Below are 24,436 nucleotides of genomic sequence, written 5' to 3'. Positions count from 1 at the left end.
ACGCATACGAAAAATTGACATTAAACTAGCATGACCCGCAGCTACAAGCTACAAGCGGCAAGCCACAAGCCGCCTCACTTGCAGCTTGCCGCTCGCGCTTGAAGCTAACTGTCCACCATCGCCATCGCCTCCTCCACATCCACCGCCACCAGACGCGAGCAACCCGGCTCATGCATGGTCACGCCCATCAACTGGTCGGCCATTTCCATGGCGATCTTGTTGTGGGTGATGTAGATGAACTGCACCGTTTCAGACATCTCTTTTACCAGGCGTGCATAGCGCCCCACGTTGGCGTCGTCCAGCGGCGCGTCCACCTCATCGAGCATGCAGAACGGCGCCGGGTTCAATTTGAAAATGGCAAAAACCAGGGCCAGTGCCGTCAGCGCTTTTTCGCCCCCGGAGAGCAAATGGATGGTGCTGTTCTTCTTGCCAGGGGGGCGCGCCATGATGGTCACCCCTGTATCGAGTAAATCTTCGCCCGTCAGTTCCAAGTAAGCGCTGCCGCCACCGAAAACTTTCGGGAAAAGTGCCTGCAAACCGCCGTTGATCTGATCAAAGGTATCCTTGAAGCGATTACGGGTTTCCTTGTCGATCTTGCGGATGACGTTTTCCAGGGTCTGCAACGCTTCCACCAGATCGTCGTTCTGGGCATCCAGATAGCGCTTGCGCTCGGACTGCTGCTGGTACTCATCGATGGCCGCCAGGTTGATGGCGCCCAGACGCTGAATGCGGGCGGCGATGCGTTCCAGCTCTTCTTCGGCGTCTTTCTCGTTGGCCCCGGCCAGCAACGTGGCGAGCACGCCGCCGAGGTCGTAGCCGTCCTCGAGCAACTGATCCTGCAAGGCTTTGCGGCGCACCGTCAGGGCCTGCCATTCCATGCGTTGCTGTTCCATCTGACTGCGGATCAGTTGGGATTGCTGTTCGGCCTGGCTGCGGCGCTTTTCGGCGTCGCGCAGTTCGCGGTCGGCGTCTTCCAGGGCAATTTGCGCAGTCTTGAGCTCTTCATCAACGCTCATGCGTTTGTCGAGCAACTCTTCGAGTTTGAGGCGCAACTCTTCCAGCGGCGCTTCGCCCTCCTCCAGGTTGAGGCTCAGTTGCTCGCGTTTTTCGGTCAGGCGCTCGGACTGCATTTCCAGCCGTTCCAACGCCTGGCGCGTGGAATCGTACTGCGCCTTGAGCGAGCCCAGGCGCACCGCCAACTGATGGGCGTGATCCTTATGCTGGCGCGCATCCTGACGCACCCGATCGAGGCGTTCACGCAGACTGTCGCGCTGAGCCAGCAGCAACTCGCGCTGCTCGGTGTCCACGGCCATGGCATCGAGGGCTTCCTGCAGTTGCAGGCGCGCCTCACCGATTTGCTCATGCTCCAGCGCCCGTTGCTCGCCCAGCTCGGCGATTTCTTCCTCAAGGCGCGTGCGGCGCAAGGCCAGTTGTTCAACCTTGGCCTTGCCGGCGGACAGCTGCGCTTTGAGTTCGCCCTGCTGGCGTGCTTCGTCCTGCAACAGCCGACGCAAGTGTTCGCGACCATTCTCCTGCTGGCGCTGTTGCGCCCGCAGATTCTGTAATTCGGTTTCCAGGGCTTCGACGCTCGCTTCGCGTTCTTCGCGCTCGGCGCTCAGGCGCTGGATTTCCTGGCCCCGGGCGAGCATGCCGCTCTCGGCTTCGCTGGCCCGACGCACCCGCAGGAAATGCCGACCGACCCAATAGCCGTCCCGGCTGATCAGGCTTTCACCGGCCGCCAGCTGTCCGCGCAGGGCCAAAGCCTGTTCAAGGCTGTCCACCGGCTTCACCTGCCCCAACCAGGGAGACAGGTCGACCTGGGCCTCGACTTTATCCAGCAAGCTGCCCGGCACCCGCACGCCATCACCAGCGGGGCTGAGCAGGCGCAGATCGCCCTGGGTGAAGCCCGACAGATCGAAGCCTGCGAAGTCATCCACCAGCACCGCTTGCAGATCGGCGCCCAGCACGGTTTCCACCGCCAGCTCCCAGCCGGCATCGACCTTCAGGCCTTCAGCCAGTCGCGGGCGCTCGGCCAGATGCTGGTCGCGCAGCCATTCGGCAGTGCCGGTGCCTGGGTCCAGCGCGGCTTGCTGCAAGGCCTCCAGCGAAGCCAGACGGCCATTGAGGCGCTGCAATTCGCCCTGGGCCTGCTGCTGATTCTGCAGAGCCAGTTGCAAAGCCTGGCGCAGTTGCTCGAGCCGTTCGACCTGGGCATCTTCGCTGGCTTGCAAGTCTTCAAGGGTGGCTTCGCTGGCAGCCAGTTGTTCGCTCAGTTCGACAATCGCCGCGTCTTCGGGGTCCGCCGCGAGCAAGGCGCGCTCTTCGGCCAAACGGCGCTGACGCTCGGCCAGGCGTTCCATGCTGGCTTCCAGTTGCTGGATGCGCGACTGCTGGACTTCGGCCTGACGCCGCGGCTCGGCAGAGCTCAGGTTGAAATTGTCCCACTGCTCTTGCCAGCCGTGCATGCTCAGCTCGGCTTCTTCCAGGGCGGCGGCAGCCTCTTCGGCGGCGGCGCTGGTGAGTTCCTGTTCCGGCGTGAGCCGCTCCAGTTCTTCGCCAAGGGTCAGCAGCAACGTGCGGTCGTGGCCCAGGTGGGATTCGGTTTCCAAGCGCGCGCGCTCGGCCTCTTTCAAATCATCCTGCAACTGGCGCAGCCGTTGCTGACCGTGCTGGATGCTCTGCTCGACCCGGGCGATGTCGCCACCCACCGAATAGAAGCGCCCTTGCACCAGGTTGAAGCGTTCGGACAAGTCGTGGTGGCCGTCGCGCAAGCGCTCAATGGCGGCGTCGGCATTGCGCTGCTCGGCCACCAGGGCTTCGAAGCTGACTTCCTGGTTGCCAATGATCGCCTCGCGCTGGCCGACCTGCTCGTTCAGCGCCTGCCAGCGCAGGGCCGACAGCTGGGCCTTGAGCTGACGCTCTTCGCCTTTGTATTCCTGGTACTTCTTGGCGGCCTCGGCCTGGCGGTGCAAGCGTTCGAGCTGGCGCTCGAGTTCTTCGCGCAGGTCGGTCAGGCGGGCCAGGTTTTCATGAGTGCGACGAATGCGGTTTTCGGTCTCCCGGCGCCGTTCCTTGTACTTGGAGATGCCGGCGGCTTCTTCGATGAAGTTGCGCAGGTCTTCAGGCTTGGCCTCGATCAGCTTGGAGATCATGCCCTGCTCGATGATCGAATAGCTGCGCGGGCCCAGGCCAGTGCCGAGGAAAATATCGGTGATGTCGCGACGTCGGCACTTGGCGCCGTTCAGGAAATAACTGTTCTGGCTGTCGCGGGTCACTTTGCGGCGGATGGAGATTTCCGCGTAGGCCGCGTACTCGCCGATCAGGGTGCCGTCGGAATTGTCGAACACCAACTCGATGCTCGCCTGGCTCACCGGTTTGCGACTGGTGGAGCCGTTGAAAATGACGTCGGTCATCGACTCGCCGCGCAGATTCTTGGCCGAGCTCTCGCCCATCACCCAGCGTACGGCGTCGATGATGTTCGACTTGCCGCACCCGTTGGGCCCGACCACCGCCGCCATGTTACTGGGGAAGTTCACCGTGGTCGGGTCGACGAAGGATTTGAACCCCGCCAGCTTGATGCACTTGAGCCGCACGTTCAGGCCGCCGTCAGGGCAGAAACCACCAGATCGCAACTGCGCTGGGCGTAGGCCGTCAGCACGATGCGGATCTGCGGCAAATCACGGGCCAGCACGGCGTTCAGCAGGCGCTGGAACAGGTCGAGGAATTCGCTCATCTCGGCCTTGCGTTGTTCCAGGGCCAGAAAGTAGGCGCGGCTCATGGCCGGTTGCAGGTTCTCGACGGTTTCCTGCAAGTACGGGTTGTTGGCAAAGGGGTACGCGGCACGCATTACGCTGAAACTTTCATCGACGAAGGTGCGGATGTCCTGACGCGCGAAGGCGTCCTGCAGGCGCTGCTGGATCTCGAGGAACGGCGCCATGTCGGCCTGCTCCTGCCAGCCATGAGCAACCGCATTGCCCAACAGGATGTACAGCTCGCTCATCAGCGCACAGAGGCTGCGCACCTTGTGTTCGCTCAGTTCGGTGACGTGGGCGCCACGGCGCGGCAGGATCGCGATCAGATGCCGGCGCTCCAGTATCAGCAACGCTTCACGGACCGAGCCGCGACTCACGTTGAGCGCCAGCGTGACCTTCTGCTCCTGGATGCGCTCGCCCGGCTTCATTTCGCCACGGATGATGCGCTCGGCCAGGTGATGGGCGATTTGCTCAGCGAGGCTGTCCGGGGCCTTGAACGTCATGGTTGTCCTTCAAACTCTTCGATTTGCACAAGCGGCGCAGTGTAGCGCACTCGATACGTCATGGCGCAGGGCCTGCAGCGGGTTTTTGGCACGATATAAGCAAAAAAGTTAAGGAATTTACCTTGAAACAAAACCTGTGGGAGCGAGCCTGCTCGCGATGGCGGTGTATCAGTCGATGAATGCATAACTGTTCCGACGCCATCGCGAGCAGGCTCGCTCCCACAGGGTCAATACTGAGTGAATACGTCGTTCATCGACAAAGCGGATTTTCTTGACCTTTAAGTCAGAAAATCGTTGACCGCAAAGTCAGACCTGATAAATTCAGCCTAAGTCGATACAACAATAATGAGTCTGCGAGGCCTTCCGTGATCCAGTTTTTACTCAACCAGGAACTCCGTAGTGAGCACGCCCTGGACCCGAATCTGACCGTGCTCAATTATTTGCGCGAACACGTCGGCAAATCCGGTACCAAAGAAGGCTGCGCCAGCGGCGACTGTGGTGCGTGCACCGTGGTGGTAGGTGAGTTGCAGACCGACGAGGACGGCCGTGAACGCATTCGTTATCGCAGCCTCAATTCGTGCCTGACCTTTGTCTCTTCCCTGCACGGCAAGCAACTGATCAGCGTCGAAGACCTCAAGCACCAAGGCCAATTACACAGCGTCCAACAGGCGATGGTCGATTGCCACGGTTCACAATGCGGCTTCTGCACACCGGGCTTCGTGATGTCGCTGTTCGCCCTGCAAAAGAACAGCGAACAGCCCGACGCCCATAAGGCCCACGAAGCCTTGGCCGGCAATCTATGCCGCTGCACTGGCTACCGGCCGATTCTGGCGGCCGCCGAGCAGGTCTGCTGCACCAGGCAAGCGGACCAGTTCGACGCCCGCGAAGCCGAAACCATCGCTCGCCTCAAGGCCATCGCACCGACTGACACTGGTGAGCTCAACAGCGGCGACAAACGCTGTCTGGTGCCGCTGACCGTGGCCGACCTGGCCGACCTCTACGACGCGTATCCCCAGGCGCGCCTGCTGGCGGGCGGCACGGACCTGGCCCTGGAAGTCACCCAGTTCCATCGCACCCTGCCGGTGATGATCTACGTCGGCAACGTCGCTGAGCTAAAGCGTATCGAGCGTTTCGACGATCGCCTGGAGATCGGCGCCGCCACCGCGCTCTCCGACTGCTACGAAGCCTTGAATGCCGAGTACCCGGACTTCGGTGAACTGCTGCAGCGTTTTGCCTCGCTGCAAATCCGCAACCAGGGCACCCTGGGCGGCAACATCGGCAATGCCTCACCGATTGGCGACTCGCCGCCTTTGCTGATCGCCCTCGGCGCGCAGCTCGTACTGTGCAAGGGCCAGACCCGGCGCACCCTGGCGCTGGAAGACTATTTCATCGATTACCGGGTCACCGCCCGTCAGGAAAGCGAATTCATCGAGAAGATCATCGTGCCCCGGGCCAGCGCTGAGCAGGCGTTCCGCGCCTACAAGGTCTCCAAGCGCCTGGACGATGACATTTCCGCTGTATGCGCGGCGTTCAACCTGCGTATCGAGCAGGGTGTGGTCCAGGACGCCCGGGTGGCCTTCGGCGGCATGGCCGCGACGCCCAAGCGCGCCAAGCATTGTGAAGCAGCATTGATCGGTGCCCCGTGGAACGACAGCACGGTCGAACGCGCCTGCGCCGCCCTGGCCGAAGACTTCACACCGCTGTCGGACTTTCGCGCCAGCAAGGAATACCGCCTGCTCAGCGCTCGCAACCTGCTGCGCAAATACTTCATCGAACTGCAAACGCCGCACATCGAGACTCGGGTGACCGCTTATGTCTAACCATCACGCCGTAGAGAAGACTCAAGCCGAGTTGGCCGAACTGTTCGCCCGCAACCTGACCACCGGCGTGGGTCGCAGCGTCAAGCATGACAGCGCCGCCAAGCACGTGTCTGGCGAGGCCCAGTACATCGACGATCGCCTGGAATTCCCGAACCAGTTGCACGTTTACGCCCGGCTGTCGGACCGCGCCCACGCGCGGATCATCCGCATCGACACGGCGCCTTGCTACGCCTTTGAGGGCGTGCGCATCGCCATCACCCATGAAGACGTGCCGGGTCTCAAGGACATCGGCCCGCTGCTGCCCGGCGATCCGCTGCTGGCCATCGATGATGTGCAGTTCGTCGGCCAACCGGTGCTGGCGGTTGCCGCCAGGGACCTGGAAACCGCGCGCAAGGCCGCGATGGCGGCCATCATCGAATACGAAGACCTGGAACCGGTGCTGGACGTGGTCGAGGCCCTGCGCAAGCGGCATTTCGTGCTGGATAGCCACACCCACCAGCGCGGTGATTCGGCGGCGGCACTGGCCAGTGCCGAGCATCGCATCCAGGGCTCGCTGCACATTGGCGGCCAGGAACATTTTTACCTGGAAACCCAGATTTCCTCGGTGATGCCCACCGAAGACGGCGGCATGATCGTCTACTGCTCCACGCAGAACCCCACCGAAGTACAGAAACTGGTGGCCGAAGTGCTGGACGTTTCGATGAACAAAGTCGTGGTGGACATGCGCCGCATGGGCGGCGGCTTTGGTGGCAAGGAAACCCAGGCCGCCAGCCCGGCGTGCCTGTGCGCGGTCATCGCCCACCTCACCGGCCAGCCGACCAAGATGCGCCTGCCCCGGGTCGAAGACATGCTGATGACTGGCAAGCGCCACCCTTTCTACATCGAATACGACGTCGGCTTCGACAGCACCGGGCGTCTGCACGGTATTGCCCTGGAGCTGGCCGGCAACTGCGGTTGCTCGCCGGACCTGTCGGCCTCGATTGTCGACCGGGCGATGTTCCATGCCGACAACGCCTATTACCTGGGCGACGCGACCATCAACGGCCATCGCTGCAAGACCAACACCGCGTCGAACACTGCTTACCGTGGCTTCGGCGGGCCGCAAGGCATGGTCGCCATCGAAGAGGTGATGGACGCCATCGCCCGCCATCTGGGGCTCGATCCGCTGGCGGTGCGCAAGGCCAACTACTACGGCAAGACCGAGCGCAACGTCACCCACTACTACCAGACCGTCGAGCACAACATGCTCGAGGAGATGACCGCTGAACTCGAGCAAAGCAGCCAGTATGCCGAACGCCGCGAAGCGGTCCGTCGCTACAACGCCAACAGCCCTGTGCTGAAAAAAGGCCTGGCGCTGACCCCGGTGAAATTTGGTATTTCGTTCACCGCCAGTTTTCTCAACCAGGCCGGGGCGCTGATTCACGTCTATACCGACGGCAGCATCCACCTGAACCATGGCGGCACGGAAATGGGCCAGGGCTTGAACACCAAAGTCGCGCAAGTGGTGGCCGAGGTGTTCCAGGTGGAAATGGACCGGGTGCAGATCACTGCAACCAACACCGACAAGGTGCCGAACACCTCACCCACCGCTGCCTCCAGCGGTGCCGACCTCAATGGCAAGGCTGCGCAGAATGCCGCCGAAACCATCAAGCAGCGCCTGGTGGAGTTCGCTGCGCGGCAGTACAAGGTCAGCGAAGAAGATGTGGCGTTCCACAACGGCCATGTGCGGGTGCGCGATCACATTCTGACGTTCGAGGCGCTGGTCCAGCAGGCGTATTTCGCTCAAGTCTCGCTGTCGAGCACCGGTTTCTACAAGACCCCGAAAATCTATTACGACCGCAACCAGGCCCGGGGCCGGCCGTTCTACTACTACGCCTATGGCGCGGCGTGTGCCGAGGTGATCGTCGACACCCTGACCGGCGAATACAAGATGCTGCGCACCGACATCCTCCACGACGTCGGCGCCTCGCTGAACCCGGCCATCGACATCGGCCAGGTCGAGGGCGGTTTCATCCAGGGCATGGGCTGGCTGACCATGGAAGAGCTGGTATGGAACGACAAAGGCAAGCTACAGACCTGCGGCCCGGCCAGCTACAAGATTCCCGCGGTGGCCGACATGCCGCTGGATCTGCGGGTCAAGCTGGTGGAAAACCGCAAGAACCCTGAAGACACCGTGTTCCACTCCAAAGCCGTGGGTGAGCCACCGTTCATGCTCGGCATCGCCGCGTGGTGCGCCATCAAGGACGCCGTGGCGAGCCTGGGGGATTACCAGCACCAGCCAAAAATCGATGCGCCGGCGACGCCGGAGCGGGTGTTGTGGGGGTGTGAGCAGATGCGGCAGTTGAAGGTGGCCAAGACCGTCGAAGTTGAAACCGAGTTGGCTTCGCTTTAGACCGCGGCGCGGCCAATCGCGAGCAGGCTCGCTCCCACAGGACCGCGATCCAATGTGGGAGCGAGCCTGCTCGCGATGAGGCCTGAACAGACAACACAGATGTTGAGGTGAAATATGTACAACTGGATCAGCGCCCTCGCCGACCTGCAAGATCGCGGTGAACCCTGCGTGCTGGTGACGATCATCGAAGAACTCGGCTCGACTCCGCGCAATGCCGGTTCGAAGATGGTGATCAGCGCCAGCCAGACATTCGACACCATCGGCGGTGGGCACCTGGAATACAAAGCCATGGAGCTCGCCCGGCAGATGCTCGCCAGCGGCCAGCAAAACACCCATCTGGAGCGCTTCAGCCTCGGCGCCAGCCTGGGCCAGTGCTGCGGCGGCGTGACCGTGCTGCTGTTCGAACCCATGGGCCAGGTCCAGGCGCAGATTGCCGTATTCGGCGCCGGCCATGTCGGCCGCGCCCTGGTGCCGCTGCTGGCGAGCCTGCCCTGCAAGGTGCGCTGGATCGACTCACGGGCAGCGGAGTTTCCCGAACACCTGCCCCACGGCGTGCGCAAGATCGTCAGTGAAGAGCCGCTGGATGAAATCGACGAACTGCCCGCCGGCAGCTACTGCATCGTCATGACCCATAACCATCAGCTCGACCTGGAACTGAGTGCCGCGATCCTCAAGCGCAACGACTTCGCCTACTTCGGCCTGATCGGTTCGAAAACCAAACGGGTCAAGTTCGAACATCGTCTGCGTGATCGCGGCTTCGACAGCAGCACCTTGCAACGCATGCGCTGCCCGATGGGCATCGGCGAGGTCAAAGGCAAATTGCCTGTGGAGATCGCCATTTCCATCGCCGGTGAAATCATCGCCACCTATAACGCGGATTTCGGCCAGCACACCACGCGCGCCGAACCGATTGCCAAGCTGCTGCCGGCCTCGCGCCGCAGCCAGGCGAACCGTTGAACAATCGTTGAGTATTCCCATGCCCCTGACACGTAAAGCCTACCGCGCCGCCCTGCTCCACAGCCTCGCCGACCCTGCCGAAGTCGGCATTGAAGCGTCCTATGAATACTTTGCAGACGGCCTGCTGGTGGTGGAAAACGGCCAGATCAGCGCCATCGGCCACGCCAGCGAGTTGCTGCCGACCCTGGCGGCCGACATCGAGATCACGCATTACCAGGACGCGCTGATCACCCCCGGCTTCATCGACACCCACATCCACCTGCCGCAAACCGGCATGGTCGGGGCTTACGGCGAGCAATTGCTGGACTGGCTCAACACCTACACCTTCCCCTGTGAAAGTCAGTTCGCCGACAAAGCCCATGCCGACGCCGTCGCCGATATTTTCGTCAAGGAGCTGCTGCGCAATGGCACCACCACCGCGCTGGTGTTCGGCAGTGTGCATCCGCAATCGGTTAATTCGTTTTTCGAAGTGGCCGAGCAACTCGACCTGCGGATGATCGCCGGCAAAGTGATGATGGATCGCAACGCCCCGGACTACCTGACCGACACTGCCGAATCCAGCTACACCGAAAGCAAAGCGCTGATCGAGCGCTGGCATGGCAAGGGCCGCCTGCATTACGCCGTGACCCCGCGTTTTGCGCCGACCAGCACGCCGGAACAACTGGCCCTGGCAGGTCAGTTGCTGGGGGAATATCCCGACCTGTACATGCAGACGCACATCAGTGAGAACCTGCAGGAAGTGCAATGGGTCAAGGAACTGTTTCCAGAGCGTAAAGGTTATCTGGACGTCTACGACCACTACCAACTGCTGGGCGAGCGTTCGGTGTTCGCCCACGGCGTGCACCTGTGTGACGACGAATGCGCGCGCCTGGCACAGACCGGTTCGGCCATCGCGTTCTGCCCGACGTCGAACTTTTTCCTCGGCAGCGGCCTGTTCAACCTGCCAATGGCCGAGAAGCACAAAGTGAACGTGGGATTGGGCACGGACGTCGGTGGCGGTACCAGTTTCTCGTTGCTGCAAACCCTGAACGAAGCCTACAAGGTGATGCAGTTGCAGGGCGCCCGCCTGAGCCCGTTCAAGTCGCTGTACCTGGCCACTCTTGGCGGCGCCCGGGCCTTGCGCCTGGAAGACCGGATCGGGACTTTACAGCCGGGCAGCGATGCAGACTTTCTGGTGTTGGACTACAACGCCACACCGCTGCTGAGCTATCGCCTGCAACAGGCCCGGGACATTGCCGAGCGGTTATTCGTGTTGATGACGCTGGGGGATGACCGGACGGTGGCGCAGACTTATGCGGCTGGACGATTGGTGCATCAGCGCTAGATTTCTAGCGCCTGTCAGACCGCCAATCGCGAGCAGGCTCGCTCCCACAGTGGATTTGTGTCAGTCACATAACCCCTGTGGGAGCGAGCCTGCTCGCGATGAAGGCAACTCGGTACGCCTGATTCAACCCATCAAAGCTTGGCCGTCGACCGCCCTGGCTTCTTGCTCTGCAACAGATGCGAAAACACCGCATGCAAATCATCCGACGCGCTTTCTTCGTCGAGGTTGAGCTTGCTGTCGATGTGGTCCATGTGATGCATCATCAGGTCCACCGCCAGGGTGGCGTCGCGGGCCTCGATGGCGTCGATCAATTGGGTGTGTTCGTCGTAGGAACAGTGGGAGCGGTTGCCGCTTTCATACTGGGCGATGATCAGCGAGGTCTGGGACACCAGGCTGCGCTGGAAGCTGATCAGCGGGGCATTCTTCGCCGCCTCGGCCAGCTTGAGGTGGAACTCGCCTGACAGGCGGATGCCGGCGCCACGGTCACCACGGGAAAAACTGTCGCGCTCGTCGCTGACCATCTGCCGCAGCTCGGCCAGCTGTTCGGCGGTGGCGTGCTGCACCGCCAGCTCGGTGATTGCCCGCTCCACCAGACGCCGGGCCATGAATACCTGGCGGGCCTCTTCGACACTCGGACTGGCCACCACGGCGCCACGATTGGGCCGCAACAGCACCACACCTTCGTGGGCCAGACGCGACAGCGCACGGCGAATGATGGTGCGGCTGACCCCGAAAATCTCCCCCAACGCCTCTTCGCTCAACTTTGTACCGGGCGCCAGGCGCTGTTCGAGGATGGCCTCGAAAATATGCGCATAGACAATATCGTCCTGGGTTCCGCTGCGACCGGCTTTGCCTGCTCGCGGTTGTTTCTTGAGGGGTTGCAACTGTTCGTTCATGGGCACTCGAGTCGGGAGAACTGCGGCGAATTGACCGTGACTGTAATACGCCTCAGCGGGTCGCTGGCAAGTATCACGTAAATAATACGGCGATTGTACACAACCTCTGATGGCAACACGACTGTACGGCTGTTTGCGGACGTGGCTGTATTGCAATCGGCAACGAGGTTGAGTTTAGGCTTAAACCCCAAATCTGTGGCCCCCCGCCCTCCTGCAATTTACAACAAGGACCACCGCCCACCATGACCGAAGTCACGACCACGCCACTTCGTCCGCTGGCCGATACATCACCATCAGCGATCGTCGCCGGTTTCATCGCCATGATGACCGGCTACACCAGCTCGCTCGTGTTGATGTTCCAGGCCGGACAGGCGGCAGGGCTGACCAGCGGGCAGATTTCTTCGTGGATCTGGGCGATTTCCATCGGCATGGCCGTGTGCTCCATTGGCCTGTCGTTGCGGTATCGCACACCGATCACCATCGCCTGGTCGACACCCGGCGCGGCGCTGCTGATCACCAGTCTGGGCGGGGTCAGTTATGGCGAGGCCATCGGTGCCTACATCACCTGCGCGGTGCTGGTGACGATCTGTGGCCTGACCGGCAGCTTCGAGCGCCTGGTCAAGCGCATTCCGGCCTCGCTGGCGGCGGCATTGCTGGCGGGGATCCTGTTCAAGATCGGCAGCGAGATTTTCGTCGCTGCCCAGCATCGAACCGGCCTGGTGCTGGGGATGTTTTTCACCTACCTGATCGTCAAGCGCCTGTCGCCGCGCTACGCGGTGCTAGCTGCGTTGCTGATCGGTACGGCACTGTCAGGCTTGATGGGGCTGCTGGACTTCAGCGGCTTTACCCTGGAAGTCGCCACGCCGGTATGGACCACCCCGCATTTCTCCCTGGCGGCCACCATCAGCATCGGCATTCCGCTGTTCGTGGTGGCGATGACCTCGCAAAACATGCCGGGCATCGCGGTGCTGCGGGCAGACGGTTACAACGTGCCGGCCTCGCCGCTGATCACCAGCACCGGCATCGCCTCGCTGCTGCTGGCGCCGTTCGGCTCCCACGGCATTAACCTGGCGGCCATCAGCGCGGCCATCTGCACCGGGCCCCACGCCCATGAGGATCGTCACAAACGCTACACGGCGGCGGTCTGGTGCGGGATTTTCTACGGGCTTGCCGGAGTGTTCGGCGCGACACTGGCGGCATTGTTCGCGGCGCTGCCCAAGGAACTGGTGCTGTCCATCGCGGCGTTGGCGCTGTTCGGCTCAATCATCAATGGCTTGAGCATCGCCATGAGCGAAGCCCGGGAACGGGAAGCGGCACTGATCACCTTCATGGTCACAGCATCGGGGTTGACGCTGTTTTCCATCGGTTCGGCGTTCTGGGGGATTGTGGCGGGGGTGTTGACCTTGCTGATCCTGAACTGGCGTAACGCCTAAAAAAGATCGCAGCCTTCGGCAGCTCCTACATTGGAATGCGTACATCCTGTAGGAGCTGCCGAAGGCTGCGATCTTTTTGACCGGCAACCCGAGGAACGGGCTGCCGGCTCAAACCATCAAGCGACCGGATTGATCGGCTTTTCCGGGTACCAGACGTCCATCAGCGGGCTGACTTCAACGCTGGTCAGCTCAGGACGCGCCTTGAGCCAGGCTTCAACGGCCGCACGCTGCTCTTCGGACACCGAGCCACGCTTCTGCAGGCAAACCAGACCGTAGTCGTCGCCGCCAACATAGCCCAGACCATTGGCTTCCATGGCTTCTTTCAGGAAAGCGTCGAGGAAAGCGTCAACGGCCTCATCGGCCAGATCTTCTTTGAAATCCAGGTTCAGTTCGAAACCCAGCTCTTGAAATTCATCCACGCACAGTTTTTTGCGCAGACGCTGGGAACGGTTAGTCGCCATTGGAACAATCCTCATAAGTAATAACGGCCGGCACTCTACCAGTTTGGTGCACCGTTTGCCCGCCTGATCGGGTATGCGGGCCTACCGTCGGTAAAAAATAGCGCCTCAAAGGGCTCAGGCACGGCACAAGCCGCTACACCTTGGGGCATAATGCCGACACTTTCATGACGTTGAGGGCGTTCATTTTCATGTCCTCGTTTTTTTCCCCTCGCCCGTAGGGTTTTATTTCAAATGATCAGATCTTTGCGTCCACTGCTTTTGGCCAGCCTTCTTCTTCCCCTGGCCCTGCCCGCATCCACCAGCGCCACCACCATCAACACGGCCCTGACGCCCAATGTGCAAAAGGCCCTCAAGAACAGCAAGCTGCAAAACAACGCCTTGTCCCTGGTGATGATCCCGCTCAACGGCCCTGGCACCCCGACCCTGTACAACGCCGACGTCTCGGTAAACCCGGCCTCCACCATGAAACTGGTGACCACCTATGCCGCCTTGGAGATGCTGGGACCCAATCACCAGTGGAAAACCGAGTTCTACACCGACGGCACTCTCAGCGGCGGGATTCTCAACGGTAACCTGTACCTCAAGGGCGGCGGCGATCCCAAGTTGAACATGGAAAAGCTCTGGTTGCTGATGCGCGACCTGCGGGCCAATGGTGTGCAACAGGTTACTGGAGACTTGGTGCTGGACCGCGGTTTCTTCGTCAAACCGCAGTTGCCTGAATTCAACGACGACGGCAACGACAAAAACAAACCGTTCCTGGTCAAGCCCGATTCCCTGCTGGTCAACCTCAAGGCCCTGCGTTTTGTCGCCCGCAATGACGCTGGCCGGGTACTGGTGTCGGTGGAGCCGCCGATTGCCAGCATTCGCATCGAAAACCAGGTCAAGGCACTCAATTCCAAGCAATGCACCGGTGGCGTGCGCTACAACCCGGTGCCCCAGGCGGACGGCAGCGTGACCGTGACCGTCGGCGGCCAGCTCGGTGACGGTTGCAGTTCCCAGACTTACCTGGCGCTGCTGGACCACCCCACCTATACCGCCGGAGCGGTGCGGGCGATCTGGAAGGAACTCGGCGGCAGCATCCAGGGCAAGGACCGTCTGGCGGCGACCCCGAAAAGCGCCAAAGTGCTGGCCCGGGCATTCTCGCCGGACCTGGCGGAGATCATTCGCGACATCAACAAATACAGTAACAACACCATGGCCCAGCAGTTGTTCCTGAGCCTGGGCGCAGAATTTCGCAACGAAGCCGACGGTGACGACGCCAAGGCGGCACAACGGGTGGTACGCCAGTGGCTGGCCAGGAAAGGTATCACCGCGCCGCACCTGGTCATGGAGAACGGCTCCGGCCTGTCCCGCGCCGAAAGGGTGAGTGCCCGGGAAATGGCGGCGATGCTACAAGCCGCGTGGCGCAGCCCGTACTCCGCCGAATTCATCAGTTCGATGCCCATCGCCGGCACCGACGGCACCATGCGCAAACGTCTCAAGACCACCGCCATGGCCGGCGAAGCCCACGTCAAGACCGGCACCCTGAACACCGTTCGCGCCATCGCGGGCTACAGCCGTGACATCAACGGCAACACCTGGGCCGTGGTGGCGATCCTCAACGACCCGCGGCCATGGGGCGCTTCGTCGGTGCTGGATCAGGTGCTGCTGGACCTGTACCGCCAGCCGAAACTGCCGCAGACGGCTTCGGTGCTCTAAACCGACACGAAACCAATGTGGGCGAGCCTGCTCGCGATGGCGTCGGAACATTCAGCCTCTATAGAGGCTGAACCTCCGCCATCGCGAGCAGGCTCGCTCCCACATTTAGGGTTGCCCATAGATATTCACTCTGGGCGCAGGTAGCGCTCAGCCCAACTGCACCTCAACCCGATCCCGTCCGGCCTGCTTGGCCGCGTACACCCCTGAGTCGGCCCGCAACAGCAACGCATCCGCCCCCTCCCCGACGCGCCAGGTCGCGATGCCGAAGCTGGCAGTGATGACCCCCACGTCCTCGATCGGCGCGCTGCGCAACCCCTCCCACAACCCCACGGCCAAGGCATGGGCGCTTTCGCCGTCGGTGTCCGGGCATAACACCACAAACTCTTCACCGCCCAGCCGGCAGAACACGTCGGTGCGTCGCAGCCGCTGGGTGATGCGCTGGCAAACCGCCTGCAACACCCGATCGCCCACTGCATGACCATGCTGATCGTTGATGCGCTTGAAGTGGTCGATGTCGAGCATGATGACCGCCAACTCTCCGGTACCCCGCTCCACCCGGGCCATCTCCGTGGTCAGGCGCTCCTGGAAATAGCGCCGGTTGCGAATACCTGTCAGGGCGTCGGTCACTGACAAGGCTCGCAGTTCTTCTTCCACCCGCTTGAGATCGGAAATGTCGGAAACATAACCGTGCCACAACACCCCACCGCCCGGCAGTTCCTCAGGCGTGGCCTCGCCGCGCACCCAGCGCAGCCCACGCTGCGGCAGTTGCAGGCGATACTCCTCGCGCCATGGGCTCAGGGTGTCGGCCGAAGTGCGGATCGATCTGCGCACGCGCGCGCTGTCCAGCGGATGAATACGCGAGAAAATCGATTCGGCGTTGCGCACCAGTGTTTCGGGCTCCAGTTCATAGATATCGCGAATGCCATCACTGGCATAAATCACGCTGAAACGCCCGTTGAAATCCATCTTGAACTGGTAGATGCCCCCAGGCACGTGGGCACTGAGTTTTTTCAGCAACAGGTCTCGGGCGGCCAGGGCCTCATGAACGCGCTTACGTTCGGTGATGTCGATGCAGATCGCCAGATGCCCGACCCACAGCCCCTGATCATCGAGCATCGGTGTCGCCAGCATGTTCACGGTCAGATGGCTGCCATCGCGGCGCACCAGGGTCCATTCCCGGGCCTGCTGGCCACCCTGTTCGCCGCCCTCGACCAGCATTGCGTGACACGTGGGAATCGGTTTGCCATAACGCGCAGCAAGCTGTACCGCTCGGGCCTGGAGCTCGCGCGGCAAGTGAAGGCTTTCGAGGGTCATGCAGTGCAGAACCTCGCCGCTGTCGTAGCCAAGCATCTGTTCGGCACCTGCATTGAACGTGGTGATCACCCCGCGCAGATCCGTGGCGATAATCGCAACCTGGGTCGCGGCATCCAGCACACCACGCAACTGGCCGTGGGTGCCCCGCAGCTCCTGCTCACGCTCGCGCAGCTCTCGGGTCCGCTGCTCGACCAGTTGCAGGGCCCGCTGTCGCTGGCTGACCAACACATACAGCAGGGCACTGAGGAGCAGGCTGAGCAAGCTACCTAATATCACCACGCTTGCCATCGAAGAAGGGTTGGTGGACAGGAACATGCGACTGGGTCGCAGCTCTATCCGGTAGTCGCGATCGGCCAGGCGCAACAGGCGGGTCGCCGACAATTCACTTTCACCCGGTGGATTGAGCGACTCGAACAGCACTTCCTCACGATCGTCCGTGGACAGGTCCATGACCCGCATCGAAAGATTGTCCTGACCGGGCGCCGGCAGGCCATCCCCCACCAACTGGCGCATGCTGACGGCAGCCGCGACGTAACCGAACGGTTCCCTGGACCACGCCCTGGAGACCGGCGCGACCAGCAACACCCCGCGCACCGAGGTGGAAGCCTCACCCACCAGGTCCAACGGTTGCGATACCACCATGGCGTCAAGGTGGCGAGCGCGCTCAAGGGTGGCACGGCGCAAGGGATGGGCGAGCAGATCCAAGCCCCGTGGGGCCTTGAAGGAGGGCTGACTCTGGAGGTACAGCACCGGCACGTATTCGTCCCGCTCGGCGGCCAGGCGCAGGCCACCGGAGTCGTCTGGCTCACGGATGGAAAACGTATCGCCCTCCTCGGTCCGGGCTTGTTGTTCGAACGATGCTCGTTCGTCGCGCAGCACCCGAGGCGCCCAGGCAAACGCCTGGGTGCGCCGCAATAAGGCTTCGGCATAGCCATGGAATTCCCTCTCGGAAACCCTGGCCGAATTGGCAAAAAAACGCCGCAGACTATCGAGACGTTGCTCCTGGTCCTGGAAACGCTCCACGATGCGGCTGAAGCGCTCCTCGACTTGCAGTTCAAAGCGCTGGCGCAATTGCTGGTCAAACAGACTGGCCATCGCCCAGGTCAGCAAACCGGTCAGGAACGCACCGGCCAGCAGCACCAGCGAAGCCACCAGCCAGGCCGACACATCTTCGCTGATAAAACCCAGGATCCTGGGGCGCACCTGATGCAATGCCATAAATACAACTCAGAAAGGGGCAGGCATAGGTACCGCCCTGTCCACAGGCTTAAGTTATAGCTATTAGCCATCACTTTGACCAGCACAAAAACGCCTGAAAGCCTTGAGTTTCAAGGCTTTCATGGATCCAATCGACTAAAGGTCAGCGGGCCATGATCTTCCAGGCACGATGAATCTTGCCGTTGCGGGCAAAATCCGGATCGATGGTCTTGGCGGTGATTTCCTCCACCGCGTAACGCTCACCCAGATTGTCCTCGAGCTGGAACTTGCGGAAGTTGTTGGAGAAGTACAGAACGCCCCCCGGCGCCAGGCGGGCCATGGCCAAGTCCAGCAGTTGGACGTGGTCGCGCTGTACGTCGAACACCCCTTCCATGCGCTTGGAGTTGGAGAAGGTCGGCGGGTCGATGAAGATCAGGTCGTATTCGTCACGACTGGCTTCGAGCCAAGCCATCACGTCGCCCTGCTCCAGGCGATTCTTGTCGGAGAAGCCATTGAGCGACAGATTGCGCCGCGCCCAGTCCAGGTAGGTTTTCGACAGGTCGACACTGGTGGTGCTTCGCGCACCGCCCTTGGCGGCGTGGACACTGGCGGTCGCGGTGTAGCAGAACAGATTGAGGAAGCGCTTGCCGGCCGCCTCTTTCTGGATCCGCAGGCGCATCGGCCGGTGGTCGAGAAACAGCCCGGTGTCCAGGTAGTCGGTGAGGTTGACCAGCAGCTTCACGCCGCCTTCGTTGACCTCGGTGAACTTGCCCTGGGCGCTCTGACGCTCGTACTGCTTGGTGCCGCTCTGCCGCTCGCGACGCTTGATCACCACGCGGCTCTTGTCGATATTCAGTGCCTGGGGGATGGCGGCCAGGGCGTCGAACAGCCGGGCCGAGGCCTTTTCCGGGTCAATGGATTTTGGCGCGACGTATTCCTGGACGTGAACCCAATCGTGGTACAGGTCGATGGCCATGGAGTATTCCGGCATGTCGGCATCGTAGACCCGATAGCAGTCCACACCTTCACGCTTGGCCCATTTGCTCAGCAGCTTGAGGTTCTTTTGCAGGCGATTGGCAAACATCTGCCCACCTTCGCTCAACCGCGCCTGCTCAACCACGGGGGCTGGGGCCGGTGCCGGTTTGATCGGGTTGCCGTTCTTGTTGTACTGGCGCTCTTGCGGCACCTCGGGCGCCTGTTCGTACTCAGCCTGCTCACGCTCGGCCTGGCGCTGTTCCGGGGTACGACGCTCACCGGTGACGAACTGATCCGGCAGGACCTTGATCAGCAGCAATTTGCACGGCAAGGCGCCGTTCCAGAACGAATACTGCTTGTGACTGCGAATACCCATGCGCTTGCCCAGGTCCGGCGCACCGGTGAACACTGCGGCCTCCCAGTTCAGGCAGGCCTGGCGCAGGCGCTCGCCGAGGTTCTGATAGAGATAGAGCAAGCTGGCTTCGTCGCCCAGACGCTCGCCGTACGGCGGGTTACAGATCACCAGGCCTTTCTGGTTCTGGTCCGGGCGGGGTTCGAACGTGGCGACTTCACCTTGATAGATCTTGATCCACTCGCTCAGGCCGGCACGCTCGACGTTGTTGCGGCCAGGCTGAATCAAGCGTGGGTCTGCCTCGTAGCCGCGAATCCACAGCGGTGGCTTGGCCAACCCGGCAGCGGCACGGGCGCTGGCCTCTTCGTGCAGCTTCTTCCACAACGCCGGCACGTGGCCGAGCCAGGCGGTAAACCCCCACTGCTGACGACGCAAGTTCGGCGCCATGTCGGCGGCGATCATGCCGGCTTCCACCAGGAAGGTGCCGACGCCGCACATCGGGTCGGCCAGCGCCCCGCCTTCAGCGGCAATACGCGGCCAGCCGGCACGGATCAGGATGGCTGCGGCGAGGTTTTCCTTCAGGGGCGCGGCACCTTGCTGCAAGCGATAGCCGCGCTGGTGCAGGCTGTGGCCGGAGAGGTCCAGAGAAAGGATCGCCTCGCCGCGGTCCAGGCGCAGGTGAATGCGCAGGTCCGGGTTGAGCTTGTCGATGGATGGCCGCTCGCCTGTCGGGGTGCGCAGCTTGTCGACAATGGCGTCCTTGACCTTCAAGGCGCCGAAGTGGGTGTTGTCGATACCCGAGCCGTGGCCGCTGAACTCCACCGCCAGGGTGCCATCGGCGAGCATGTGGTCTTGCCAATCCACATCCAGCACGCCGTGATACAGGTCTTCGGCGTCTTTCATCGGGAAGCGCTTGAGCACCAGCAATACGCGGTTGGCCAGGCGCGACCACAGGCACAGGCGGTAAGCCGTTTCCATGTCGGCCATGCCACGCACGGCCGAGGTGTGCTCACGCGCCTCTTCAAGGCCAAGCCCGACGGCTTCCTCGATAAGCAGGCCTTCAAGACCTTTGGGGCAAGTGAGGAAGAGTTCGAAACGATCGGACATGGGATTTCCAGAGCCTTTGGCTAAGTGGACCGGGCAACGCATTGCCGGGCCGGGTTCAATCAGGTGCTTTTCTCAAGAGCACCCGCGTGGCACGAGAGTGTGCCGTGCCGCCCTCGCCGCTCAGGTTAAAAGAGCTTAGAGGCGAGGGCAGATAAAAAATTCTGTGCAACAAATTGTGAAAACTCGACCCTTTCGTCGAATAGTACCCGAGTGCAACAGGGGGACATTCTCATTCGCCTGGGGGTTGCACCCTTCGATGCAGGGCCGATCATACAGGGGTCTTGCCTAAAAGCGGGTGACGAACATCATGTTACTTATCGCCCTAACATCTTTATTGTTACGTGCTTATGACAAAACGATCATTCCATCCATGTGACGCTTTGGTTAGAACTCAACACAGGTTGACGTCGCAACGGCGTCAACACCTCGGCTCGTCACGCCGGCAACGAGCCACCAACGGCAGAATGATTCTGCCCCGGCCTCGATAGAGGTCAACGCGAAGCAACAGTCAACAAGTGAGGGCAACACCCTATGAGAAGACTTAAGCGTGATCCGTTGGAAAGAGCATTTTTACGCGGTTACCAATATGGCGTTGGTGGTAAATCCCGTGAGCTTTGCCCCTTTACTCTACCGTCGGTACGTCAAGCCTGGATCAATGGCTGGCGAGAAGGACGCGGCGACAACTGGGACGGTATGACCGGCACTGCGGGTATCCATAGACTCAACGAACTTCACGCCGTCGGCTGACACAGGGCTTAACACTCAAGAACTCGACAATTTGATACCCACATCGATTTAACCACGCGCGTCCCATCCGGACGCCGGGCTTCGGCCCAGGGGGCTCCTTCGAGGAGCCCTTTTTAATGCCTGGGTTTCAGCGAACACTGCAAAAAGCCGAGCGGTGAACACCCTTGCTCCCGCTGGGCTGCGCCCTGTAGGAGCTGTCGAGTGCAACGAGGCTGCGATCTTTCCTCTGGCAATGGGGTCTAGAGCGAAAGATCAAGATCAAGATCAAAAGATCGCAGCCTGCGGCAGCTCCTACAGAGTCCAGCGGGAGCAAGCTCCCTCGCCACAGTGAGTCTGCGCAGTCTTTAAGAACTTACCCGCGTTGAAATTGGCCAAGCGCGGCAATCGCATCCACCGACTCACGAATCAACGCCGGCCCCTTATAGATAAAGCCCGAATAAATCTGCACCAGGCTCGCGCCTGCGCTGATTTTCTCCGCAGCATGCTTGCCCTCGGTGATGCCGCCCGCCGCGATGATCGGCAAGCGTCCGGCCAGTTCGGCGGCCAGCACTTTCACAGTATGGGTGCTCTTGTCCCGCACCGGAGCACCGGACAGCCCGCCCGCCTCGTCAGCGTGTTCCACCCCTTCGACGCCTTCACGACCCAACGTCGTGTTGGTGGCAATCACCGCGTCCATTCCGGTGTCGATCAGGGCCTGGGCTACCTGTGCGGTCTCTTCGTCGGTCATGTCCGGGGCGATCTTGATGGCCAGTGGCACATGTTTGCCATGGATCACCGCCAATTCGGCGCGACGTCGGGCCAGGTCGGCCAGCAGTTGCTTGAGCGAATCACCGAATTGCAGGCTGCGCAGCCCCGGCGTGTTCGGGGAACTGACGTTGACGGTCACATAACTGGCGTGGGCGTAGACCTTGTCCAGGCAGATCAGATAATCGTCGACCGCGCGCTCCACCGGTGTATCGAAGTTCTTGCCGATGTTGATGCCCAGCACGCCCTTGTACTTGGCCGCGGCCACACGCCCCAGCAAATGGTCGACGCCCAGGTTGTTAAAGCCCATGCGGTTGATGATCGCCTCGGCTTGCGGCAGGCGGAAAATCCGTGGCTTGGGGTTGCCCGGCTGGGCACGCGGGGTGACGGTGCCGATTTCCACGAAACCGAACCCCAACTGGGCAAAACCGTCGATGGCCGCGCCATTCTTGTCCAGGCCCGCCGCCAGCCCGACCGGGTTGGGGAACTCAAGCCCCATCACATTCACCGGCAATTTAGCGGGCGCCTTGCACAACAGACCATTGAGGCCCAAACGTCCACCCGCGCCGATCAGGTCCAGGGACAGATCGTGGGAGGTTTCCGGGGAAAGTTTGAACAGCAGTTCACGGGCCAGGGTGTACATGGGCGGCTTGGACTCGGGCGACGAAATGAGGCGGCGATTATAGCCGGGCAACGACGATGCACGCGAGGCGCCTGCACAAAACAGCAGCGATGGCATATGCCTTGCACCACTTGCGTTCATCGGCACCCATGCCAACGACGGAATGAGTGCCACACTGTATTTGAAGGACAACGGCGTCGTCATCCGGCCTTGCAAACGTCCGGATACGGCGCCTTTTTTTGTGGAAAGGTGATGCGCGATGAATGAAATTCCAGCCAACCCCCTGGCCTGGGTCAACGGCAGCGATGCCCCGGAAAAGAGCGCGATCAATCTTGGCTTCATGGCCTTGAGCGACTGCGCGCCGCTGGTGGTGGCCGCTACCCAGGGCTTCGCCCAGCCTTACGGGCTGACTTTGAACCTCAAGCGCCAAGCTTCCTGGGCCAACCTGCGGGACAAGCTGGTCAGCGGTGAAATCGATGCCGCCCACAGTTTGTACGGCCTGATCTACGCGGTGCACCTGGGCATCGGCGGGGTCGCGCCGACCGACATGGCGGTGTTGATGGGGCTGAACCAGAACGGCCAGAGCATCAATCTTTCCCATGGCTTGCAGGCCCAAGGCGTGACCAGTCCTGAGGCACTGGAACAGCATGTGCACCAAACTCGCCCGAAACTGACCTTCGCCCAGACCTTCCCCACTGGCACCCACGCCATGTGGCTGTATTACTGGCTCGCCGCTCAAGGCATCCATCCGCTGTCGGATGTTGACAGCGTGGTGGTGCCGCCGCCGCAAATGATCGCCCACCTGCAGGCCGGACGGATCGACGGCTTCTGCGTGGGCGAGCCATGGTGCGCCAGTGCGGTAAAACAGAACCTGGGCTTCACCCTGGCGACGACCCAGACCATCTGGCCCGATCACCCGGAAAAAGTCCTCGGCTGCACCCGTGCATTCGTCGAGCAATACCCCAATACCGCCCGCGCACTGGTGATGGCAATCCTGCAAGCCAGTCGCTTCATTGAACAAAGCACCGAGAACCGCCGCAGCACCGCACAACTATTGAGTGCGCCCGAATACCTGGATGCGCCGCTGGATTGCATCGAGCCGCGCCTGTTGGGGATCTACGCCGATGGGCTGGGCAACAGCTGGCAAGACCCTCACGCGATGCGCTTCCACGGTAACGGTGAAGTGAACCTGCCCTACCTGTCCGATGGCATGTGGTTCATGACCCAGTTCCGCCGCTGGGGCCTGCTGCGTGAAGACCCGGATTACCTGGCCGTGGCACAGCAAGTCCAGCAGCTCAAGCTATACCGTCAAGCCTGCGCGGCACTGGACATCCCCTCCCCCCGCCAGGACATGCGCAGCAGTCAATTGATCGACGGCACCACCTGGGACGGCTCGGATCCGGCCGCTTATGCCAAAAGCTTCAAACTGCACGCCTTGAGCGATGCGGCTCCCCTCTTCGCCAGCCGCTGACAGGAGCCACGACCATGCTACGTATCCTGCTGATCAACGACACCGCGAAAAAAGTCGGCCGCCTCAAAGCCGCCCTGATTGAGGCTGGGTTCGAAGTCATCGACGAATCAGGATTGACCATCGACCTGCCGGCGCGCGTCGAAACGGTGCGTCCGGACGTGATCCTGATCGATACCGAGTCACCGGGGCGCGATGTGATGGAGCAAGTGGTGCTGGTCAGTCGCGACCAGCCACGACCGATCGTCATGTTTACCGACGAACATGACCCGGATGTCATGCGCCAGGCGATCAAGTCGGGCGTCAGCGCCTACATCGTCGAAGGCATCCACGCGGCGCGCCTGCAACCAATCCTCGACGTGGCCATGGCGCGCTTCGAAAGTGACCAGGCCCTGCGCGCCCAGCTCCTGGCCCGGGACCAGCAACTGGCCGAGCGCAAACGCATCGAACTGGCCAAGGGCATGCTGATGAAGATGAAAGAATGCAACGAAGAACAGGCCTACACCCTGATGCGCCGACAGGCCATGAGCCGCCAGCAGAAGCTGATCCAGGTGGCCGAGCAGATCATTGCGATGAACGAGCTGCTCGGCTGAAAGCCTTGCAGTGCCTGGCCCGACGCTATCGCGAGCAGGCTCGCTCCCACATGGGTTCCAGGGTGATCGCAGCGTTCGCGA

16 protein-coding genes are annotated in these 24,436 nt (G+C 61.6%); 9 read left to right on the top strand and 7 right to left on the bottom strand.

The genetic code is table 11. The features are described 5' to 3' along the window. Positions 1 to 104: 104 nt before the first annotated feature. Positions 105 to 3,593, bottom strand: a complete 3,489-nt coding sequence (gene smc / locus BM132_RS23340) for a chromosome segregation protein SMC (RefSeq protein WP_092459026.1) — start codon at positions 3,591 to 3,593, stop codon at positions 105 to 107. A 2-nt stretch (positions 3,594 to 3,595) separates the two neighbouring features. Next, the gene (locus BM132_RS23335) at positions 3,596 to 4,255 is read right to left on the bottom strand and encodes a GntR family transcriptional regulator (protein ID WP_092401724.1); all 660 of its coding nucleotides are present in this window, start codon (positions 4,253 to 4,255) and stop codon (positions 3,596 to 3,598) included. A 365-nt stretch (positions 4,256 to 4,620) separates the two neighbouring features. Between BM132_RS23335 and xdhA the strand changes: the two genes are divergently transcribed. The 4 genes from xdhA to guaD all read left to right on the top strand — a co-directional run bounded on the left by xdhA (position 4,621) and on the right by guaD (position 10,748). Beyond that, complete coding sequence (gene xdhA, locus BM132_RS23330; protein WP_092459025.1) at positions 4,621 to 6,075, top strand: xanthine dehydrogenase small subunit; 1,455 nt, start codon at positions 4,621 to 4,623, stop codon at positions 6,073 to 6,075. Continuing rightward, positions 6,068 to 8,467 (top strand): xanthine dehydrogenase molybdopterin binding subunit, encoded by a 2,400-nt coding sequence (xdhB, locus tag BM132_RS23325; protein ID WP_092459023.1) that lies wholly within the window; start codon positions 6,068 to 6,070, stop codon positions 8,465 to 8,467. Before xdhA ends, xdhB begins: the two co-directional genes overlap by 8 nt. Positions 8,468 to 8,581: 114 nt before the next feature. Beyond that, positions 8,582 to 9,424 carry a xanthine dehydrogenase accessory protein XdhC gene (xdhC, locus tag BM132_RS23320; protein WP_092401733.1) on the top strand — a complete coding sequence of 281 codons (843 nt, stop codon included), beginning with the start codon at positions 8,582 to 8,584 and terminating at the stop codon, positions 9,422 to 9,424. 19 nt (positions 9,425 to 9,443) lie between these two features. After that, on the top strand, positions 9,444 to 10,748 hold the full coding sequence (guaD, locus tag BM132_RS23315) for a guanine deaminase (protein WP_092459021.1): 1,305 nt from the start codon (positions 9,444 to 9,446) through the stop codon (positions 10,746 to 10,748). A 131-nt stretch (positions 10,749 to 10,879) separates the two neighbouring features. On the opposite strand, the gene BM132_RS23310 is transcribed toward guaD, so the two are convergent. Further along, positions 10,880 to 11,644 (bottom strand): GntR family transcriptional regulator, encoded by a 765-nt coding sequence (locus BM132_RS23310; protein ID WP_003183531.1) that lies wholly within the window; start codon positions 11,642 to 11,644, stop codon positions 10,880 to 10,882. 242 nt (positions 11,645 to 11,886) lie between these two features. Between BM132_RS23310 and BM132_RS23305 the strand changes: the two genes are divergently transcribed. Further along, the gene (locus BM132_RS23305) at positions 11,887 to 13,077 is read left to right on the top strand and encodes a benzoate/H(+) symporter BenE family transporter (RefSeq protein WP_092459019.1); all 1,191 of its coding nucleotides are present in this window, start codon (positions 11,887 to 11,889) and stop codon (positions 13,075 to 13,077) included. Between the two features lie 116 nt (positions 13,078 to 13,193). Here the strand turns inward: BM132_RS23305 and BM132_RS23300 are convergent, their stop codons facing one another. Continuing rightward, positions 13,194 to 13,538 carry a YggL family protein gene (locus BM132_RS23300; protein WP_047227158.1) on the bottom strand — a complete coding sequence of 115 codons (345 nt, stop codon included), beginning with the start codon at positions 13,536 to 13,538 and terminating at the stop codon, positions 13,194 to 13,196. Positions 13,539 to 13,769: 231 nt separating this feature from the next. On the opposite strand from BM132_RS23300, the gene dacB reads away from it, so the two are divergent. Next, entirely contained in the window at positions 13,770 to 15,236 is a 1,467-nt protein-coding gene (dacB, locus tag BM132_RS23295; protein WP_092401742.1) for a D-alanyl-D-alanine carboxypeptidase/D-alanyl-D-alanine endopeptidase, read from the top strand. A 147-nt stretch (positions 15,237 to 15,383) separates the two neighbouring features. Here dacB and BM132_RS23290 read toward each other — a convergent pair whose 3' ends face one another. Both BM132_RS23290 and rlmKL read right to left on the bottom strand, forming a co-directional pair. Next, entirely contained in the window at positions 15,384 to 17,768 is a 2,385-nt protein-coding gene (locus tag BM132_RS23290) for a sensor domain-containing diguanylate cyclase (RefSeq protein WP_092459017.1), read from the bottom strand. A 142-nt stretch (positions 17,769 to 17,910) separates the two neighbouring features. Beyond that, positions 17,911 to 20,181: a bifunctional 23S rRNA (guanine(2069)-N(7))-methyltransferase RlmK/23S rRNA (guanine(2445)-N(2))-methyltransferase RlmL gene (rlmKL, locus tag BM132_RS23285; protein ID WP_092459015.1), complete on the bottom strand. Its 2,271-nt coding sequence runs from the start codon at positions 20,179 to 20,181 to the stop codon at positions 17,911 to 17,913. Between the two features lie 531 nt (positions 20,182 to 20,712). On the opposite strand from rlmKL, the gene rmf reads away from it, so the two are divergent. Then, positions 20,713 to 20,928 (top strand): ribosome modulation factor, encoded by a 216-nt coding sequence (rmf, locus tag BM132_RS23280; protein ID WP_003223300.1) that lies wholly within the window; start codon positions 20,713 to 20,715, stop codon positions 20,926 to 20,928. Positions 20,929 to 21,280: 352 nt separating this feature from the next. On the opposite strand, the gene BM132_RS23275 is transcribed toward rmf, so the two are convergent. Next, positions 21,281 to 22,315, bottom strand: coding sequence for a quinone-dependent dihydroorotate dehydrogenase (locus tag BM132_RS23275; protein WP_092459134.1), 1,035 nt, complete (start codon positions 22,313 to 22,315; stop codon positions 21,281 to 21,283). 238 nt (positions 22,316 to 22,553) lie between these two features. Here BM132_RS23275 and BM132_RS23270 point away from each other — a divergent pair, with 238 nt between their 5' ends. Both BM132_RS23270 and BM132_RS23265 read left to right on the top strand, forming a co-directional pair. Beyond that, entirely contained in the window at positions 22,554 to 23,765 is a 1,212-nt protein-coding gene (locus tag BM132_RS23270; protein WP_092401753.1) for a CmpA/NrtA family ABC transporter substrate-binding protein, read from the top strand. A gap of 14 nt (positions 23,766 to 23,779) precedes the next feature. Then, positions 23,780 to 24,355: an ANTAR domain-containing response regulator gene (locus BM132_RS23265; RefSeq protein ID WP_025212689.1), complete on the top strand. Its 576-nt coding sequence runs from the start codon at positions 23,780 to 23,782 to the stop codon at positions 24,353 to 24,355. Positions 24,356 to 24,436: the final 81 nt, after the last annotated feature.

Origin of the sequence: Pseudomonas sp. NFACC45 (assembly GCF_900113505.1) — a bacterium.
Classification (GTDB): domain Bacteria; phylum Pseudomonadota; class Gammaproteobacteria; order Pseudomonadales; family Pseudomonadaceae; genus Aquipseudomonas; species Aquipseudomonas tehranensis.
The sequence above is the reverse complement of the archived record's forward strand: the minus strand, read 5'-3'. Positions and strand labels throughout refer to the sequence as shown.

What these genes read in the sequence shown, in the direction of transcription:
- BM132_RS23270 (WP_092401753.1), top strand. Translation starts at nt 22,554, where the DNA reads ATGAATGAAATTCCAGCCAACCCCCTGGCCTGGGTCAACGGCAGCGAT.
- BM132_RS23305 (WP_092459019.1), top strand. Translation starts at nt 11,887, where the DNA reads ATGACCGAAGTCACGACCACGCCACTTCGTCCGCTGGCCGATACATCA.
- xdhB (WP_092459023.1), top strand. Translation starts at nt 6,068, where the DNA reads ATGTCTAACCATCACGCCGTAGAGAAGACTCAAGCCGAGTTGGCCGAA.
- BM132_RS23290 (WP_092459017.1), bottom strand. Translation starts at nt 17,768, where the DNA reads ATGGCATTGCATCAGGTGCGCCCCAGGATCCTGGGTTTTATCAGCGAA.
- BM132_RS23335 (WP_092401724.1), bottom strand. Translation starts at nt 4,255, where the DNA reads ATGACGTTCAAGGCCCCGGACAGCCTCGCTGAGCAAATCGCCCATCAC.
- dacB (WP_092401742.1), top strand. Translation starts at nt 13,770, where the DNA reads ATGATCAGATCTTTGCGTCCACTGCTTTTGGCCAGCCTTCTTCTTCCC.
- xdhC (WP_092401733.1), top strand. Translation starts at nt 8,582, where the DNA reads ATGTACAACTGGATCAGCGCCCTCGCCGACCTGCAAGATCGCGGTGAA.
- BM132_RS23265 (WP_025212689.1), top strand. Translation starts at nt 23,780, where the DNA reads ATGCTACGTATCCTGCTGATCAACGACACCGCGAAAAAAGTCGGCCGC.
- guaD (WP_092459021.1), top strand. Translation starts at nt 9,444, where the DNA reads ATGCCCCTGACACGTAAAGCCTACCGCGCCGCCCTGCTCCACAGCCTC.
- rmf (WP_003223300.1), top strand. Translation starts at nt 20,713, where the DNA reads ATGAGAAGACTTAAGCGTGATCCGTTGGAAAGAGCATTTTTACGCGGT.
- BM132_RS23310 (WP_003183531.1), bottom strand. Translation starts at nt 11,644, where the DNA reads ATGAACGAACAGTTGCAACCCCTCAAGAAACAACCGCGAGCAGGCAAA.
- BM132_RS23300 (WP_047227158.1), bottom strand. Translation starts at nt 13,538, where the DNA reads ATGGCGACTAACCGTTCCCAGCGTCTGCGCAAAAAACTGTGCGTGGAT.
- BM132_RS23275 (WP_092459134.1), bottom strand. Translation starts at nt 22,315, where the DNA reads ATGTACACCCTGGCCCGTGAACTGCTGTTCAAACTTTCCCCGGAAACC.
- rlmKL (WP_092459015.1), bottom strand. Translation starts at nt 20,181, where the DNA reads ATGTCCGATCGTTTCGAACTCTTCCTCACTTGCCCCAAAGGTCTTGAA.